Below are 18007 nucleotides of genomic sequence, written 5' to 3'. Positions count from 1 at the left end.
AACATGGTGCGGAAGGAGAGACTTGAACTCTCACACTTTGCAATACTAGAACCTAAATCTAGCGCGTCTACCAATTCCGCCACTTCCGCACAATATTCTTTGTATTTATAAACGAGGTAGTGTTAATCAAATTAATGATAAACAGTGTTTATAAATTTAACAATCCGCTAATAATAGCCAATCATTTTTATAATGGCAGGGATATGAGGATTTGAACCTCAGAATCCCGAGATCAAAACCCGGTGCCTTACCGCTTGGCGATATCCCTACAATTAGATTTAAGATGGTGGCCATGACGGGACTTGAACCTGTGACCCCAGCATTATGAATGCTGTGCTCTAACCAGCTGAGCTACATGGCCATCTTAAATCTCATTCCGACTAGCAGTTAACTGTTTCGTTGGAACGGGGCGCATTATGCTAATTACAGCGATATTCGTCAACTGTTTTTTAGTATAAAAACATATTTTACTGCGCCTGTTGAAATTCTGTACTAATCCTGTTGCCACTCTATGCTATTTGTAGAAAAAGTGCAAACTTGGGTAATTCGAAGCCGCGAAGCAGTGTTTAAAATTATTTAACGATTTGAGCTATATTTCGTTATTTTAACCAATGGGTCATATTTTTAAGTAAATAAATTTATTGCGATGCGTAAAAACAAAAAAACGCCGGCAATAGCCAGCGTTTGAATGCATTCTGTTAAATAATAGCTTCGTAATCTGCTGAAGCTAAAACCTAAGGCTCTTAACTTTAAACTAAGAACTTAAGCGTCTTAACTTAAATGTAATTATACGTTGAAACGGAAATGTACAACATCGCCATCTTTAACGATGTAGTCTTTACCTTCTAAACGCCATTGACCTGCAGTCTTAGCTCCAGACTCACCGTTGTGTTCAATGAATGCTGCATACGGCACTACTTCTGCACGGATGAAACCTTTCTCGAAGTCAGTGTGGATCTTACCTGCTGCTTGTGGTGCAGTTGCGTTTACAGGGATAGTCCATGCACGCACTTCTTTAACGCCAGCAGTGAAGTAAGTTTGCAGTGTTAGTAACTCGTAACCTGCACGAATTACACGGTTAAGACCTGGTTCTTCGATACCCATGTCTTCCATGAATTCTGCACGTTCTTCATCTTCAAGTTCCGCGATGTCTGATTCCATTGATGCACAGATCGCTACTACAACTGCATTTTCTGTTGCAGCAAGTTCACGTACTGAATCTAAGAATGCGTTATCTTCAAAGCCATCTTCAGCAACGTTAGCAATGTACATTGTTGGTTTTAGCGTTAAGAAATTCATGTATTCAATAGCAGCAATTTCTTCTTTAGATAATTCTAAAGAACGAATCATTTCGCCTTCACCAAGGTGAGCCATGATTTTTTCAACTACTGGCACTTCAAATTTAGCGTCTTTATCGCCGCTTTTAGCTTTTTTAGTTAAACGTAATATTGCGCGTTCACAGCTATCTAGATCGGCTAGTGCAAGTTCGGTATTGATGATTTCGATGTCATCTAATGGCGAAATTTTGTTGTTCACGTGAATGATGTTTTCATCTTCAAAACAACGAACAACGTGGCCAATTGCATCTGTTTCACGGATGTTAGCTAGGAATTTGTTGCCTAGACCTTCACCTTTTGATGCGCCGGCGACCAAGCCTGCGATATCAACGAATTCCATTGTAGTTGGCAATACGCGTTCTGGGTTTACGATCGCAGATAATGCATCTAAACGCTTATCTGGCACTGGAACAACACCTGTGTTCGGCTCGATTGTGCAGAACGGGAAATTGGCAGCTTCGATACCAGCTTGTGTTAGTGCATTAAATAGTGTTGATTTACCAACGTTTGGTAAGCCTACGATACCGCATTTAAAACCCATGATTTTTACCTTATTTGCTATGTACTAAAATTGGTACATACCGTTAAACGATTAACGGTATGTGTTTAATTACTTCTTTTTTATTTATTATTGCGCTTTAAACGTATGTAAGCGACTCATCGCTTTGACCATGCCGTCTTTAGCTAAAATATCAATACAGCGCACTGCTTCATCAACGGCTGCATCCATTTGTTCTTGTTCTATCTTTTGTGCTTTACCAAGAACGTATCCGGTTACTTGTTCTTTACTGCCCGGATGGCCAATGCCAATACGTAAACGGTAGAATTCTTTGCTGTTTGCCATCTTGCTAATAATGTCTTTTAGACCATTATGACCACCGTGGCTACCACCTTGCTTAAACTTAGCAACGCCGGGTGGTAAATCTAACTCATCATGAACCACTAAAATCTCGGTTACATCTATCTGGTAAAACTTGGCAATCGCAGCGACTGATTTACCACTTAAATTCATGAATGTAGTCGGTACCAGTAAGCGCACATCTTGGCCTGCCACATTGATGCGGGCTGTATAACCAAAATATTTTGCTTCTTCACGTAATTGCGTGTTGTGCCACTTTGCTAATTCGTTAATAAACCAAGCACCGGCATTATGACGTGTGCGGCTGTATTCTTGTCCTGGATTAGCCAGGCCGACAATTAAACGAATGTCGTTGCTCATGGTATACCTATATTACTGTAATGAGTGCTTAATGAGTTTTCGAGTGAATCGAACCTTACTCATTGGATAAAAAACGCGCTATTTTACCTTGTGTAACCGTAAAGCTCAACTGACGGATGAGTCAAAAGCTATATTGTAGGTAGCGACGCTGAAAAACTGAGGCTAAATAGTGCTATAAACTGGGGTTGATAGAACTAAAAACGGAAGCTAATAGAACTAAAAAAACCGAGTCTGGCGTACCAAACTCGGTTTATTGCATCGCTTAAATTTTAGTTACGAACGCTTTAAAGATTCTTTAACAAATACTTTAAAGCAGTCTAAATTATTTAAACATTGCAGAAATTGATTCTTCGTTGCTTACGCGGCGAATTGATTCAGCAAGCATAGGGCTTAAGCTTAATACGCGTACGTTTGGCATTGCAGCAACTTCAGGAGATAATGGAATTGAATCCGTTACGATGATCTCATCAATACAAGAATCACGTAGGTTTTCTACTGCGTTACCTGAGAATACTGGGTGAGTCGCGTATGCAAATACACGTTTCGCGCCATTTTTCTTCAATGCTACTGCTGCTGCACATAAAGTACCGCCAGTATCGATCATGTCATCAACAAGGATACAATCACGGTCTTTAACGTCACCAATAATGTGCATTACTTGTGCTACGTTTGCTTTTGGACGACGTTTGTCGATAATCGCAAGGTCAGCTTCGTCAAGTAATTTAGCGTTAGCACGTGCACGTACAACACCACCGATATCAGGAGATACGATTACTGGGTTCTCAAGATTCTTTTCTTGCATGTCAGCTAATAATACTGGCGTACCAAATACATTATCAACAGGTACATCGAAGAAACCTTGGATTTGTTCAGCATGTAGATCAACCGTTAATACACGGTCAACACCAACACTTGAAAGGAAATCAGCTACAACTTTTGCTGTAATTGGCACACGAGAAGAGCGTACACGACGATCTTGACGAGCATAACCAAAGTAAGGGATTACAGCAGTAATACGACCCGCAGATGCACGACGCATCGCATCAACCATAACGATAAGTTCCATTAGGTTGTCGTTCGTTGGTGCACAAGTTGATTGTAGGATGAAGATATCTCCACCACGTACATTTTCTTCAATTTCAACGCTAATTTCGCCATCGCTAAAGCGACCAACTTTGGCTTTACCAAGTTGGATGAAAAGGCGTTCAGCAACTTTTTGAGCTAGTTCTGGTGTAGCGTTACCAGCAAAGAGTTTCATGTCGGGCACGGTGTAACCTCAGGTAATCGATGTATTTGGCTGGGATATAATTATACTCCTAAACAGCGAACTGTTTAGTAGAGATCCCCAGCATTAATCTCTTAAAATTTGGTAACAACTTATTTAACAGATGTTTGGTACTGAATTAAAGTTTAAACCTGTCTTGCTAAATCATCTAATAGTGGCGATTTATTTAAGCCCTTCGCAAGATAAATTTGCATGTCTTTAGGCGCTTTAGCTAATACGGCTAATGCGGCAGACTTAGTTTTAAATTCAGAGAAAACACAGCAACCGGAACCTGTCAGTCGAGATGGCGCACATTTTAGCAACCACTCTAATGCTTTTGCAACCTCGGGATGACGTTTTTTTACAGTTGCTTCAAAGTCATTTTTCCATTCGTCTCGTAACAACTGATTCAGCGGGCGTTTTGGCGTATCCCGGATCAGTTCTGGATCAGAAAATAATTTCGCTGTATTGACCTGCGTGTCAGGTATGGCAATAAGATAATAGTTCTCATCCACCTCTATTGGGGTAAGCTTCTCACCGATACCTTCTGCAAATGCGGCATGACCACGAACAAACACAGGAACGTCAGCACCTAACTTAACGCCTATCTCTGCGAGTTGGTCTTCAGTTAGGTGTAATTGCCAAAGCTGATTTAGGGCTACGAGTGTTGTGGCTGCATCCGAAGATCCGCCACCGAGACCACCGCCCATTGGCAGATTTTTGGTTAAGTTAATGTCAGCGCCCAGTGGTAATGATGAATATGCTTTCAACATTATTGCTGCTTGGTAGATGATATTGTCGGTCAGCGGTACGCCTGGGATAGCTGGAGTAATGGTAATGCTATCACTGTGATTCGGTGTGATCGCGAGTTGATCACCGATATCAACAAACTGAAATAAGGTTTGCAGTTCGTGGTAACCATCGGGACGACGGCCATTAATATACAGAAACAAATTTAGTTTTGCAGGGGCTGACCAATGGCTATTATTCTTTTGCATTTAATTTCCAGTTTCGAGTCGTGATCTTTATACGCATGTCGTCTTGTTTGATAACAATGTTTTTTGGTAACCAAATATTATCGATTAATTGATACTTAGTATAACTGATGTGCCAGCCAAGTGGATGATTAGCTTTGGTTACACGGCCGTAATTGTCGAGTTGCACATCGTTAGTTAAAGGATCGCCAATGATCCAAGCGCGTAACTCATTCACTGGGATTGGCATCGGACTGAGTTGGTTAATCAATGCTTGGGTATCTCGGCCTTGATATTGGCGGTCATCATCTAGAATCAATGTTGAGATATTATCACTGCGTTTAATGCTCAGTAGATGAATACCAAAAGGACCCGTAAGGTTAATTTTGAAGTCTTGGCTAAATTGTTGCCAGTTTAATGTAGCGGAATTACGGTCATCAGGGGTGATAAACGCGATCTGCCCTTGCAGTTGCCAGGTTTGTATCGATTGTAACTGTACTTGGTGTTGCTGCCATAATTGCTGTGGACTACCAATCGGTGCGGGTAATTGTGTTGTGGTGCTACAAGCACTTAAAAATAAGCTGAGAATAACAATGTAAATAGAACGCTGAAATGTCATAAGATACTCAAAAAAATAAAGTAATGATGATAAAGAGCAAGCATGAGCTTATAAAAACAGATATGCATGGTTTTGTCACTTTAAAAATTCATACTTTTTGCGTAGAATGACCTCCTTATCTATTTTTACAACTATTCACTGTAAGTAATACATGACTCTGTTAGCACTTGGTATAAATCATAATACGGCACCTGTATCACTTCGTGAAAAGGTAGCTTTTTCACCTGACAATATTGAGGATGCCTTTGCCAGCATTATGGCCGATGGGATCGTCTCGGAAGCGGTGATTGTATCGACCTGTAATCGTACTGAAATATATTGCAAAATTGAGCAAGGCTTACCCGAACGTGTCACCCAATGGTTAGTTGATTTCCACCATCTGCCAGTGGATGAATTGGCGACTTGTACTTATCGTTATTATGATGCCGACGCTGTGCATCATTTAATGCGTGTTGCGGGTGGTTTAGATTCACTAGTATTAGGTGAACCACAAATTCTAGGCCAGATAAAACAATCATTTGCAAAAGCCAAACAGTTGAGCTGTGTTTCTCAAGTACTTGATAAGTTATTTCAAAAAACCTTTACGGCTGCAAAACGTGTGCGCACCGAAACCGAAATTGGTGCTAATGCGGTATCCGTTGCCTTTGCTGCGGTGAGTTTAAGTAAACATATCTTTGATGATTTATCGAAAACCCGGGTATTGCTGATTGGTGCAGGTGAAACTATTGAGTTGGTTGCGACGCATCTGGCCGAGCAAAATGTCACTGAAATGATGGTCGCCAACCGGACAGTCTCTCGCGCACAAGCGTTGGGTGAAAAGTTTGGTGCTACCACGTTCACACTCGAAGAGATCCCACAGCATTTACACAATGCTGATATTGTCATCAGTTCAACAGCCAGTCCCTTACCGATTATAGGTAAAGGCATGATTGAAAGTGCACTGAAGCAACGTAAACAGAAACCGATTTTTTTAGTCGATATCGCCGTGCCACGGGATATTGAAGAAGAAGTGGGTGAGTTAGGTAATGCTTATCTTTATACCGTTGATGATCTGCAAGGTATTATCGAGCAGAATAAAGAAGCGCGCCAAGATGCAGCGCAGCAAGCAGAATTCATTATTACGGAAGAAACGCAGCTGTTTTCAGAATGGATCGCATCACTATCTAGTGTTGATTCGATTAAAGAATACCGCAATGCGGCGATGGCTGAAAAAGACATATTACTCGAACGCGCAATTGCAGCGATGCAAAACGGCACTGACTGCGAACGGGTTCTGACAGAATTAGCCAATAAGTTAACCAACAAGCTGATCCATGCACCGACACAAGCTTTGGTTAGTGCGGGTAAACGTAAACAAGATGACGAACTATTATTAGTGCGTCGTGTTGTAGGGCTTGAGTAGCAATCACTTCCTAACAAAACCGTTGTTAATTGTCTTTATCGATTAACAACGGCTCCGTCTATTTCAAATTGTTTAGCATATATTTGCTATATCCAAGGTAAATGTTCGGAAAGCAATCGACTATTTCCTTACATATAGGTATCCTTGCCGATCACAACAAAGAAATAATTCATATCCAATTACTGAAGCAGCCTGTGTCAGACTTCAGTGATCTATTTAACGGTAATACGAGAGTAAAGATGAAAGCATCGATCATTACAAAATTAGAAGCCTTAATCGAACGTCATGAAGAAGTTCAAGCATTATTAAGTGAACCATCGATCATCAGTGATCAGGACCGTTACCGTGCATTAACTAAAGAATACGCGCAATTAGAAGAACTCGTTTCTTGCTTTAAACAATATCAAGAAGCAAAAGAAGATTTTGAATCAGCAGAAGATATGCTAAAGGATGAAGATCCTGATATGCGTGAAATGGCTGTTGAAGAATATAAAGAAAGCAAAGCAACCGTTGCTCGTATCAGCGACGAGTTAGAAGTTTTGCTGTTGCCACGTGATCCAAATGACAGTAATAACTGTTTCTTAGAGATCCGTGCTGGTGCTGGTGGTGATGAAGCGGCAATCTTTGCGGGTGATCTTTACCGTATGTACAGCCGCTATGCTGAGAAAAAAGGCTGGCGTTTAACCATCATGAACTTAAGCGACAGTGATCAAGGCGGTTACAAAGAAGTTATCGTGAAGATGGAAGGTGAAGCTGTATTCGGCACCATGAAGTTTGAATCAGGCGGCCACCGTGTACAACGTGTACCAGAAACGGAATCACAAGGTCGTATCCATACATCAGCTTGTACAGTTGTGGTTATGCCTGAAGTACCAGAGTCTGAAGCGATTAGCATTAATACTGCTGATCTTAAAGTTGATACTTTCCGTGCATCAGGCGCGGGTGGTCAGCACGTAAATAAAACCGATTCTGCTATCCGTATTACTCATATTCCAACGGGTACTGTGGTTGAGTGTCAGGACGAACGTTCACAGCATAAAAACCGTGCACGTGCGATGTCAATTCTACAAGCGCGTATTCAAGCGGCTGCAGATGAAGTTGTTCGTCTTGAAGAAGAAAGTACACGTCGTAGCTTAGTAGCAAGTGGTGATCGTTCTGAACGTATCCGTACTTATAACTACCCACAAGGCCGTGTTAGTGATCACCGTATTAACCTAACGCTTTACCGTCTAAATGAAGTGATGGAAGGCGAGTTAGAAGTATTGATCCAACCTATTATTCAAGAACATCAAGCTGATCTGTTAGCGGCACTTGCTGAAGCAGACTAGGTGTATTGCGTACTGTGAAAACAATTGCAAAATTACTGCAGTGGGCTGCCAAACAGCTCACTGACAGCGAAAGCCCGAAGCTCGATGCTGAAGTCATCCTGTGTTTCCTGTTAGAGAAAGATCGCAGTTATCTTTTCACTTGGGATGACAAAGTGATGGGTGATGACATCATCAGTCGTTTTTCCGCACTTATCAGCCGTCGTCAGACGGGTGAACCTGTCGCGCATATTCTTGGTTACCGTGAATTTTGGTCATTAGAATTAGAAGTGTCTGCTGATACCCTCATTCCAAGACCTGATACCGAAGTGTTAGTCGAACAAGCACTTGCTTGTATGCCGACAGACGCTTGCCAGGTATTAGATTTAGGCACGGGTACCGGCGCGATTGCACTGGCATTAGCATCTGAATCACCACAAGCGACCGTTACCGCTATTGAATATCAGTCTGGTGCTGCAGCGTTAGCGCGTCGTAATGCCAAACGCTGTGGTCTTGATGTCGCGGTATTACAAGGTAGCTGGTTTGAACCTTTACAAGCTAACCAACGCTTTGATGTAATCGTCAGCAACCCACCTTATATTGAAGAAAATGACCCTCACCTAGCAATGGGTGATGTACGTTTTGAACCGTTAACAGCGTTAGTTGCTGGCGATGATGGACTTGCTGATCTTAAGCATATTATTAGCCAAGGTTATCAGTTCTTAAGTATCGATGGTTGGTTGTTAGTTGAGCATGGTTTTGAGCAAGGTGCTGCGGTTCGCGCGATATTTAACGCATCAAATTATAATCAGGTTGTTACGCATAAAGATTATGGTAATAACGATCGTATTACTGTTGGACAACGAAAAGAAGTTTAATCATGGATATTGTTCTCCCGCTGCACATCGCGACACTGTTATTAAGTGTGCTGATGTATTTTATAAATTTTGCCTTCACAGTGAAGCAATCACCGTATCTTGAACATGCTGGTTTTCTTAAATCACGTAAAGTAATAGATATGATCACAGTGATGATGATCGCCTTAATATGTATCGTGTCGGGACGAGCACCGTTTGCAGATACGGTGATGACCGAAAAATTAATATCGACACTGGCCATCACTTTCATGATGTTTATGTCATTACAGCAAGCTAAGAATTTATTTTTCCGCTGTTTTGCATTTGCAGGTAGTATTGGTTGGTTATTTTATGTCTATTCACTCGCCGTTAACGGCGAAGCATATTTGCTGAGGTAGTTATGGAATTTGATGCAAATGAAGCGCTGACAGAAACAGAATTGACAGAAACAGAACAGCTCGAATCGCTAGATAATAGCGCCATTGATAGTGAACAGCTTGACGAATATGATGATGAGTTCGCAGAAGAAGTGCTGATGATTGATAACGTCATGCTAGCGACACTATCAGCCATCGAGGTGATAACGGAGAAACCGTTACTTGAAGAGGCGATTGTTGAATTGGATGGGTTGATTGAACTCATCGAAGTAGATATGCAAGGCTTTACCTGTGACGTTGAAAAACGTGACCAGTTATTATATTTGTTTTATCAGCAACTTGGTTTTGCAGGCAATTGGCGCAAATGGTTAGAACTCGACAGTGTATTACTGCATAAAGTGATTAGCAGTCGTAATGGTGTGCCATTGTCACTGGGTACGGTATTTATGTACTTTGCCGAGCATTTTGCAGTCGAAGTTAAAGGGATATTATTCCCTGGTCAATTTGTCCTGCGTTTTGGATGTGAAAAAGACGCGACCTATGTAGACCCTGCTGATGGCCAAGTGCTGACGCGTCATAAATTACAAGTATTGTTACGCGGTATCGAAGGTAATCATGCTTTGTTAACGGATGATGATTTGTTAGAAGCGAACAATGAAATGCATTATCTGCGCTTATTACAAGTATTAAAAGCCGCGTTAATTCGTGATGAACATTTTTCGTATGCACTGCGTTGTATCGATTTAATTTTAGAACTTGAACCTGATGAGCCGTATGAGATCCGCGATCGTGGTTTTTTGTTGCAACAACTTGATTGCAAAAAATTAGCCAGTGAAGACTTTGCTTATTTTATTGAGCAGTGTCCTGATGATCCGATCACGCGTGTATTAAAAGCACAAGTTGAAGAACTTGGTGACGCTAAAGATACGATTCATTAATATTAATTGATTTGAAATAGACTCTTTAAGGTAACAATTATGAATGCAAAAATAGTAAAAATTGGTCAGAATATTATTTGTGCCAACGATCTACCATTTGTGTTATTTGGTGGTATCAATGTATTAGAAGACGAACTATCGACTCTACGCGCTGTAGAAGCGTATAAGACGGTAACTGATAAACTGGGTATCCCTTTTGTATTTAAAGCGTCTTTTGATAAAGCGAACCGTTCAAGTATCCATTCTTTTCGTGGTGTGGGCATGGAAAAAGGCTTAAACATCTTTAAACGTGTTAAAGAAGAATTCAATGTGCCAATCATTACTGATATTCATACTGAAGCACAATGCCAACCGGTTGCCGATGTTGTTGATGTGATCCAATTACCAGCTTTCCTTGCTCGCCAAACCGACTTAGTGCAAGCAATGGCAGCAACAGGCGCGGTGATTAATATTAAAAAACCACAGTTCATGTCGCCACATCAAGTGGGCAATATCGTGGATAAGTTCGCGGAATGTGGTAACGAACACGTGATTATCTGTGAGCGTGGCCATTGCCATGGTTACGATAACCTGATTGTTGATCCATTAGCATTTGGTGTAATGAAAGAGCTTACGCAAGGTACGCCAATTATTCTAGACAGTACCCATGCTACACAGCAACGTGATGCCGGTAGTGCAGCGTCTGGCGGCCGTCGTAAACAAGTACCTGAATTAAGCTATGCGGGTTTAGCGACTGGTATTGCCGGTCTATTCATTGAAGCACATGAAAACCCAGCACAAGCGCGTTGTGATGGTCCTTCTGCATTGCCATTTGCTAAGTTAGAAGCATTTTTAGCACAAGCAAAAGCGATTGATGATGTAGTGAAAAGTTTTACTGCGATTGATATCGATTAATTTCAGGCATAAAAAAAGCGCTGTAATAATACAGCGCTAAAAAACCGTTGACTGATAATACAAGTGTATTAAGAATAGCGTCAAAGGTCTGAAAATAAGTAATTTCTACTTAAAGGCCTAAACCAAAAAGTTTAAGCAAACAAACACAACATTACATAACAAAGACTAACTTATATAAATAATACTAATTATTGAAAATCAGTAGAAATAAGTATTAGGTCCTATATACATACGCGCACTATAGTTATTTTCTAGCAATCTGGCAATTGACAAATTATAATGTTTCGCATTAGTTTTTCTCATCTAACTGGACACCACCATGTCACGCAGACTTCCGCCCTTAAATTCGCTACGTGTTTTCGAAGCCGCCGCGAGACATTCTAGCTTTACGCGAGCCTCAGAAGAGCTTTACGTGACGCAAGCCGCTGTTAGCCACCAAATTAAAGCACTTGAAGAGTATTTGGGCATTAAATTGTTTCGTCGTCAAAACCGTGCGTTGTTTTTAACGGAAGAAGGTCAGAGTTATTTTCTTGATATTAAAGATACCTTTTCTTCATTAGTTGATGCAACTGAGCGTTTATTAGCCAGAGGTGCGAAAGGTTCGTTGACGGTGAGTCTACAGCCGAGCTTTGCGATCCAATGGTTAGTGCCGCGATTATCGCTATTTTCAGATCTGTATCCTGATATTGATGTGCGTATTAAAGCGGTTGATATGGACGATGGTTCGCTGACTGATGATGTCGATGTAGCTATTTATTATGGTCGCGGTAAGTGGAAAGATTTACACGCCCTAAAGTTACATACCGAATATTTAGTGCCAGTATGCTCGCCGCGTCTACTCAATGGCCCTAAACCACTAAAAACCCCTGCGGATCTTAAACTACATACTTTATTGCATGATACATCACGCCGAGATTGGACTGCTTGGTTTAAGCAAGGTGGTATTACCGATGTGAATGTTAACCAAGGGCCTATCTTTAGTCATACCTCGATGGTTTTACAAGCGGCTATACACGGCCAAGGTGTCGCACTCGGACACAGTGTGTTGGCACAACCTGAAATTGATGCGGGTCGTTTAGTCAGGCCTTTTAGTGAAGTATTAGTGAGTAAGAACGCGTATTACGTTGTTTGTCGTGAAGAGCAAGATGAACTCGGTAAGATTGTGGCATTCCGTGACTGGATGCTGTCGCTAGTAGAAGAAGAACAACAAGACTTTGTAGACAATTAATTTGTCTTGAAGGCATGAAACCCTTGGTGTTATATCGACAAGGGTTTAGAATGTGCGACTTTTGTATGCAAACCACTTCAAGATACCCAGTATTCTGCATTGGTTTGTGTATATTTTATGAGTTTTAGATCTCGGTATTCTATCTATACTGAGTGTATATCGTCAGCCATATTGATGACGACAATGAGGTTATTAGAAAATGAATGGTATTTTATTATATTGCCGCCCTGGTTATGAAAAAGAATGTGCAGCTGAAATCCAAGTACGAGCGACTGCCATGGAGGCGTATGGTTTTGCTAAAGTAACACCAAATGCAGGTTATGTTGTGTTTGAATGTCACTCTGCTGAAGATGTGGATACAATAGCGAAAAAACTACCACTTTCATCATTGATCTTTGCTCGTCAAATGATTGCACTGCATGCGCGTGTTGATGATATGCCACTTTACGATCGTGTGAACCCTGTGGTTGCCGCTTGTGACGGTATCGAAGGTATGGGCGAACTACGCGTCGAAATGCCTGATACTAACGAAGGTAAAGAGCTATCTAAATTCTGCCGTAAGTACACCGTGCCACTACGTCAATCATTGCGTAAAGCTGATCACTTATTAGCAAAAGAAAATAAAAACCGTCCAGTACTGCACGTGTTCTTCTTTAATAATACCAGTGTTTTTATCGGTTACTCATATAGCTTTAATAATTCGCCATTACCTATGGGTATTATGCGTCTTAAGTTCCCGTCGAAAGCACCAAGTCGCTCGACGTTGAAACTTGAAGAAGCTTTCCATACATTTATTCCTGCTGATCAATGGGATAGACGTATTGGCGGTGCGATGCGCGCGGTTGATTTAGGCGCTTGCCCTGGTGGTTGGACGTATCAGCTAGTACAACGCAGTATGTTTGTTGTTGCTATTGATAACGGTGCCATGGCTGAAAGCCTAATGGAAACGGGTCAAGTTAAGCACTATGAAGAAGATGGTTTTAAATATGAGCCAGCTAAAACGACGATTGCATGGACTAACCGTAAATTAAACGGTAACAAAATCAAGGTTCCTGAGAACCCACCAGTTGATATGCTAGTATGTGACATGATTGAAAAACCAGAACGTGTTGCCCGTCTAATGTGCAAATGGTTGTTAAATGCATGGTGTAAAGAAGCTATCTTTAACCTTAAGCTGCCATTAAAACGTCGTTACCATACATTGGAAGATTGTTTAGCTATCTTAGATAAGCAACTTGATGATCGTTTTGTTATCCAAGCGAAACATCTTTATCATGATCGTGATGAAGTGACTGTACATGTCGCTTGGTCACATTTCATCCCTGACGATAAAAAAGCCGGATAAAAACATCACGGTAATATAGATATATTAGCGTTTCTAAAAGCCATTAAATATCACTGCGGTGAACTGTTTAATGGCTTTATTTTTATCCCTAGCCCTATTTAAAGCGATATTTAAAGTAGAGTAGTGGATCTTTGCCACGCACTCTAACCCCAATTACAGCCCCTTCAATTCCCATATTATAATAAGCTTCATGTTGTAACATCCCATTAGATTTGACCTTGGTTTTGATTGTTACACGCTCGTAATCGAGTAATAGATACGGACTACGTTTCAAACTGTAATGTAAGTTTAAACTTAATTTTCCAATGTCTTTAAGTCGAGGGATAAACAGTCGGGTTATATCAGGATCAATCCACATATTAAAAAGTTGAAGCTGCGCCGTCCGTTTTCGTTTGTGCTTGCTTTTTTTGACAACCAGCAAGGGTTGTTTTAATTCGAACTGAGGTGCTGAATCTGTAGTAATCGACGACTGGTTTTGTGCTTGATAGCTCGAAATATATGGGGTTGAAATCGCTGTCCCTAAGTTATTTTCTGCGGCCAGACTAGACCTACTTAATAGACTTATTAAGAGTAAAATATAGAGACAATGAGTTACCATATATCACCAAAGATGTTGATGAAAACTTAACTATAGCTCGGTCTGGATGAATTACTAGGGTGGAACTGGATTGTAATGAGCAGACTTAATAATGTGTAACGCTTTATGAAGAGGGGAAAGGGTTATAAATCGAAATAGCAGTTACTCAGCATATCGAATGCTAAGCAACCAAATGATAGAATGAGTACACTATTGTAAGATAGTACTCATTCATTGTTCACAAAGCTTATAGGCGTTCTAAGATAGCTTGTGTGAAGTCTGTTGTACCGTGCGTACCACCTAGATCATGTGTTGTTCTATCTCCAGATTCGATCACATCACGCACTGCGTTACGGATATTATCTGCTTCTGTTTTCATTTCTAGGTATTCTAACATTTGGATAGAAGCTAAAATCACTGATGTTGGATTCGCTAAGTTTTTACCTGCGATGTCTGGTGCACTGCCGTGTACTGCTTCAAAAATAGCGGTATCTTCACCAATGTTAGCGCCTGGAGCCATACCGAGACCACCAACAAGACCTGCACATAAGTCAGATAAAATATCACCGAATAAGTTAGTTGTTACGATCACATCGAAACGTTCTGGGTACATAACCAAGTTCATGCACGCAGCATCAACGATCATTTCTTCTGATTCAATTTCAGGGTAACGTTTCGCTACTTCGCGCGCTACTTCAAGAAATAGACCTGATGTTGTTTTTAGAATATTGGCTTTATGGATCGCGGTTACTTTTTTACGGTTTTCTGATTTAGCAAGTTCGTATGCTGCAACACAAATACGTTCTGCGCCATCACGGGTGATGATACTCTTTGCTTCTGCTTCATTACCATCATCGGAAATAATTTGGCCTGCGCCTGAGTACATGCCTTCCGTGTTTTCACGAACGGTAATGATATCGATGTTTTCGTAGCGGCTACGCGTGCCTTTAAATGATAATACCGGGCGTAAGTTTGCGTATAAATTAAAGTGCTTACGTAGTGATACATTGATTGAAGTAAAACCAGCGCCAACAGGTGTTGTTAGTGGGCCTTTTAATGCTACTTTATTTTTTTCAATTAAATCTAATGTCGCTTTTGGTAGCAGCTCACCTGAAGTTTGTAGAGCAGCAAGACCAGCATCAGCAAAGTCATATGCGAAGTTACAGCCAGCTTTATCTAAAATTTGAATTGCAGACTCAATAATATCCGGACCAATACCATCACCCGGGATCACTGTGATTCTTGTTTGTGTCATACATATTCCTTATTTAATGTGGCTTACTTTCAAATGAAAATATTTTGTTGCCGTATGGTAACAAAATCTCAATCGATTGTTAATCCAGTTGCTGCTGTAATTTGGTTAAATAGAGGGTTTCACAGGGGGGATAATGCATTTGTTAGAGATAGATCCAGATATTCGCTTTTTCTATACTATTAACGCTTAGTCTAACGCTTAGTCTAACGCTTAGTGAGAGGATTTTATTTATCTCATTAAGCGTTACAATTTATGATGAAGGTTGATATCTCAAGTCTTTTAAGTTAAACCCGAGTGGGATATCAATTTTTAGCTGAGCGAGTTGTTGCGTAATGTAAGCCATGTCTTTATGTGCATCGAGTTTTTCACGCAGTTTAGGTTTTAATTCTTCACTGGCATAAATGGCATCTAAATTAGCATGTTGTGTTAATAGTTGCGTTGCCGTTTTAGGACCCACGCCAGCGACGCCAGCCAAGTGACTTCCGCTGATCCCTACTAATGCCCAATAGTCGACCAGTTGCTGTGGTTGGACGCCAAATTTCTCGTCGATAAACTCTTGGTCTAACCAACGCTTGTTAAAATAATCACGAATCTGAATGTAAGGGGTTAACAGTTGGCAGTAACCTTTATCAGTCGAGATAATGGTCACTGGTTGCTGCTGTGCTGACATTTTGATGGCGAGGGTGGCGATCAAGTCATCCGCTTCATCTTGCTCTGTTAATAAAGAGTCGATGTTTAATTCCCACAAATCATCCTGAATAAGCGTCAAGGCTTGCTGCAAACTTTCTGGCATTGGCTTACGATTAGCTTTGTATTCAGGATAAATTTCGTGACGCCAACCGGTTTGTTCAGCATCAAACACCGCGACTACATGGGTCGGCGCTGTGATCGATAGCAGTTTTCTGACTGCGTGCTTGATGGTTTCACGGGTTGCGCTGATTTGCGTAACCGGATCGTTACTTTGATTCAGTTGAACCGCATGTACTCGACGGATCAGGTTTAACGCATCGATAATTAATAAGTGATTTTGGGCCATATCCGGGTTTCATCAAAGTTAGCTAGGTTTAATTATTTCATAACAAGGCTCATACTTACTACCAGGAAGTTTCATTCTGTTCTGTTTTATGAAACTTTTTAGTAAATTGTCCATTAATTGCATCAATTTGGGATCGCCTTGTAGCTTAAACGGCCCATTTTTTTCAATCGCCTTGATCCCTGAGTCTTTAACATTGCCGCTCACAATCCCTGAAAAGGCTTTACGCAGGTTCATTGCCAGTACTTCTGGTGCTTGCTCAAGGCTGAGATTTAAGGCCGCCATGTGCTGATGATTGGGGATAAATGGCATTTGAAAATCGAGCTCAATTTTGAGACTCCAATTATAAGAATAAGCATCGCCAATAGCGCGGCGGTATTCGTAGGTTTTGTGCATGGCTTTTTTCATGATTTGTGCGGCACTTGAGGCATCATCAATAATAATTTGATAGTATTTTTGGGCTTCAAAGCCAAGTGTTGCCCCGATAAAGTCATCAATGGTCGTAAAGTACTCTTCGCTTTCTTTGGGTCCTGTTAGCACGATGGGCAGAGGTTGGCGTTTATTCTCGGGATGCATCATGATCCCCAGTAAATATAACAGCTCTTCTGCTGTCCCTGCGCCACCAGGAAAAATGATGATACCGTGCGAAAGACGAACAAAGGCTTCTAAGCGCTTTTCGATATCCGGTAAGATAACTAATTCATTGACGATCGGATTAGGCGGCTCTGCGGCAATGATGCTCGGTTCTGTTAAACCAAGGTAACGACGTTGTTTTACCCGTTGTTTGGCATGTCCCACTGTCGCGCCTTTCATTGGCCCTTCCATTGCTCCGGGTCCACAGCCTGTGCATATATTCATTTCGCGCAAGCCCAGTTCATGGCCGACTGCTTTGGCATATTCATATTCAGGAGAGCGAATGGAGTGGCCACCCCAGCAAACGACCATATTGGGATCGGAATCTGATTTGATTACACGCGCATTACGTAAGATGGAAAATACTTGGTTGGTTAAAAAAGAGGATAAGTCTTTTTTTGGTACTGGCATTTTTTCAATGTAGCTATCGACATAGAGAATGTCACGTAACACTGAAAACAGATGTTCTTGAATACCGCGGATGATCTCGCCATCGACAAAGGCTTGTTCTGGGGCGTTAAGCAGTTCGAGTTTGACGCCGCGTTCTTGTTGCACAACACTGATATCAAAATTACTGAATGCTTTTAAAATCTCACTACTTGAATCAGTACGAGAACCGGAATTTAATACTGCCAGTGAACAATTTCGGAATAATAAATATAAATCGCTGGTGGCTTTTTGTTGTAATCGGTCGACTTCAAGTTGGGATAGTAGATCCATACTGCCAACGGGTTTGATATGGGTGATCATA

General features: G+C 41.1%; 17 protein-coding genes and 3 tRNA genes. 8 read left to right on the top strand and 12 right to left on the bottom strand.

The window, feature by feature from the left end:
* Positions 1–4 precede the first annotated feature (4 nt).
* From A923_RS0117950 to lolB, 8 genes are all read right to left on the bottom strand, one after another.
* Positions 5–89: transfer RNA gene (locus A923_RS0117950), tRNA-Leu, on the bottom strand.
* A gap of 104 nt (positions 90–193) precedes the next feature.
* Positions 194–268 (bottom strand) — tRNA-Gln (locus tag A923_RS0117945).
* Between the two features lie 16 nt (positions 269–284).
* A tRNA-Met gene (locus A923_RS0117940) sits at positions 285–361 on the bottom strand.
* 425 nt (positions 362–786) lie between these two features.
* A complete protein-coding gene (gene ychF / locus A923_RS0117935) occupies positions 787–1878 on the bottom strand; it encodes a redox-regulated ATPase YchF (RefSeq protein ID WP_017223076.1) in 1092 nt (363 codons plus the stop codon).
* An 87-nt stretch (positions 1879–1965) separates the two neighbouring features.
* A complete protein-coding gene (pth, locus tag A923_RS0117930; RefSeq protein ID WP_017223075.1) occupies positions 1966–2556 on the bottom strand; it encodes an aminoacyl-tRNA hydrolase in 591 nt (196 codons plus the stop codon).
* Positions 2557–2878: 322 nt separating this feature from the next.
* Positions 2879–3823, bottom strand: a complete 945-nt coding sequence (locus A923_RS0117925) for a ribose-phosphate pyrophosphokinase (RefSeq protein WP_026006329.1) — start codon at positions 3821–3823, stop codon at positions 2879–2881.
* A 143-nt stretch (positions 3824–3966) separates the two neighbouring features.
* A complete protein-coding gene (gene ispE, locus A923_RS0117920; RefSeq protein ID WP_017223073.1) occupies positions 3967–4818 on the bottom strand; it encodes a 4-(cytidine 5'-diphospho)-2-C-methyl-D-erythritol kinase in 852 nt (283 codons plus the stop codon).
* The gene (gene lolB, locus A923_RS0117915; RefSeq protein ID WP_017223072.1) at positions 4805–5413 is read right to left on the bottom strand and encodes a lipoprotein insertase outer membrane protein LolB; all 609 of its coding nucleotides are present in this window, start codon (positions 5411–5413) and stop codon (positions 4805–4807) included. The genes ispE and lolB overlap by 14 nt, the downstream gene beginning before the upstream one ends.
* A 151-nt stretch (positions 5414–5564) precedes the next feature.
* Here lolB and hemA point away from each other — a divergent pair, with 151 nt between their 5' ends.
* The 8 genes from hemA to rlmM all read left to right on the top strand — a co-directional run bounded on the left by hemA (position 5565) and on the right by rlmM (position 13758).
* Positions 5565–6815, top strand: coding sequence for a glutamyl-tRNA reductase (hemA, locus tag A923_RS0117910; protein WP_017223071.1), 1251 nt, complete (start codon positions 5565–5567; stop codon positions 6813–6815).
* A gap of 239 nt (positions 6816–7054) precedes the next feature.
* A complete protein-coding gene (gene prfA / locus A923_RS0117905; protein ID WP_026006328.1) occupies positions 7055–8143 on the top strand; it encodes a peptide chain release factor 1 in 1089 nt (362 codons plus the stop codon).
* A 14-nt stretch (positions 8144–8157) separates the two neighbouring features.
* A complete protein-coding gene (prmC, locus tag A923_RS0117900; RefSeq protein WP_017223069.1) occupies positions 8158–8997 on the top strand; it encodes a peptide chain release factor N(5)-glutamine methyltransferase in 840 nt (279 codons plus the stop codon).
* Between the two features lie 2 nt (positions 8998–8999).
* Positions 9000–9374 carry a SirB2 family protein gene (locus tag A923_RS0117895; protein WP_017223068.1) on the top strand — a complete coding sequence of 125 codons (375 nt, stop codon included), beginning with the start codon at positions 9000–9002 and terminating at the stop codon, positions 9372–9374.
* A 2-nt stretch (positions 9375–9376) separates the two neighbouring features.
* The gene (locus A923_RS0117890; RefSeq protein WP_017223067.1) at positions 9377–10291 is read left to right on the top strand and encodes a SirB1 family protein; all 915 of its coding nucleotides are present in this window, start codon (positions 9377–9379) and stop codon (positions 10289–10291) included.
* A 39-nt stretch (positions 10292–10330) separates the two neighbouring features.
* Positions 10331–11185 (top strand): 3-deoxy-8-phosphooctulonate synthase, encoded by an 855-nt coding sequence (gene kdsA, locus A923_RS0117885; RefSeq protein WP_017223066.1) that lies wholly within the window; start codon positions 10331–10333, stop codon positions 11183–11185.
* Between the two features lie 319 nt (positions 11186–11504).
* On the top strand, positions 11505–12413 hold the full coding sequence (locus tag A923_RS0117880) for a transcriptional regulator GcvA (protein WP_017223065.1): 909 nt from the start codon (positions 11505–11507) through the stop codon (positions 12411–12413).
* Positions 12414–12612: 199 nt separating this feature from the next.
* Entirely contained in the window at positions 12613–13758 is a 1146-nt protein-coding gene (gene rlmM, locus A923_RS0117875; RefSeq protein WP_017223064.1) for a 23S rRNA (cytidine(2498)-2'-O)-methyltransferase RlmM, read from the top strand.
* Positions 13759–13852: 94 nt separating this feature from the next.
* Here rlmM and A923_RS0117870 read toward each other — a convergent pair whose 3' ends face one another.
* The 4 genes from A923_RS0117870 to ppnN form a co-directional block, all read right to left on the bottom strand.
* Positions 13853–14356: a hypothetical protein gene (locus A923_RS0117870; RefSeq protein WP_017223063.1), complete on the bottom strand. Its 504-nt coding sequence runs from the start codon at positions 14354–14356 to the stop codon at positions 13853–13855.
* Between the two features lie 226 nt (positions 14357–14582).
* Positions 14583–15590, bottom strand: a complete 1008-nt coding sequence (locus A923_RS0117865) for an isocitrate dehydrogenase (RefSeq protein WP_017223062.1) — start codon at positions 15588–15590, stop codon at positions 14583–14585.
* 250 nt (positions 15591–15840) lie between these two features.
* Entirely contained in the window at positions 15841–16626 is a 786-nt protein-coding gene (gene xni, locus A923_RS0117860) for a flap endonuclease Xni (protein ID WP_017223061.1), read from the bottom strand.
* Positions 16627–16644: 18 nt separating this feature from the next.
* Complete coding sequence (gene ppnN, locus A923_RS0117855) at positions 16645–18006, bottom strand: nucleotide 5'-monophosphate nucleosidase PpnN (protein WP_017223060.1); 1362 nt, start codon at positions 18004–18006, stop codon at positions 16645–16647.
* Position 18007: the final 1 nt, after the last annotated feature.

Source organism: Moritella dasanensis ArB 0140, assembly GCF_000276805.1.
GTDB lineage: Bacteria > Pseudomonadota > Gammaproteobacteria > Enterobacterales > Moritellaceae > Moritella > Moritella dasanensis.
This window is presented reverse-complemented; position numbering and strand designations above follow the sequence as displayed.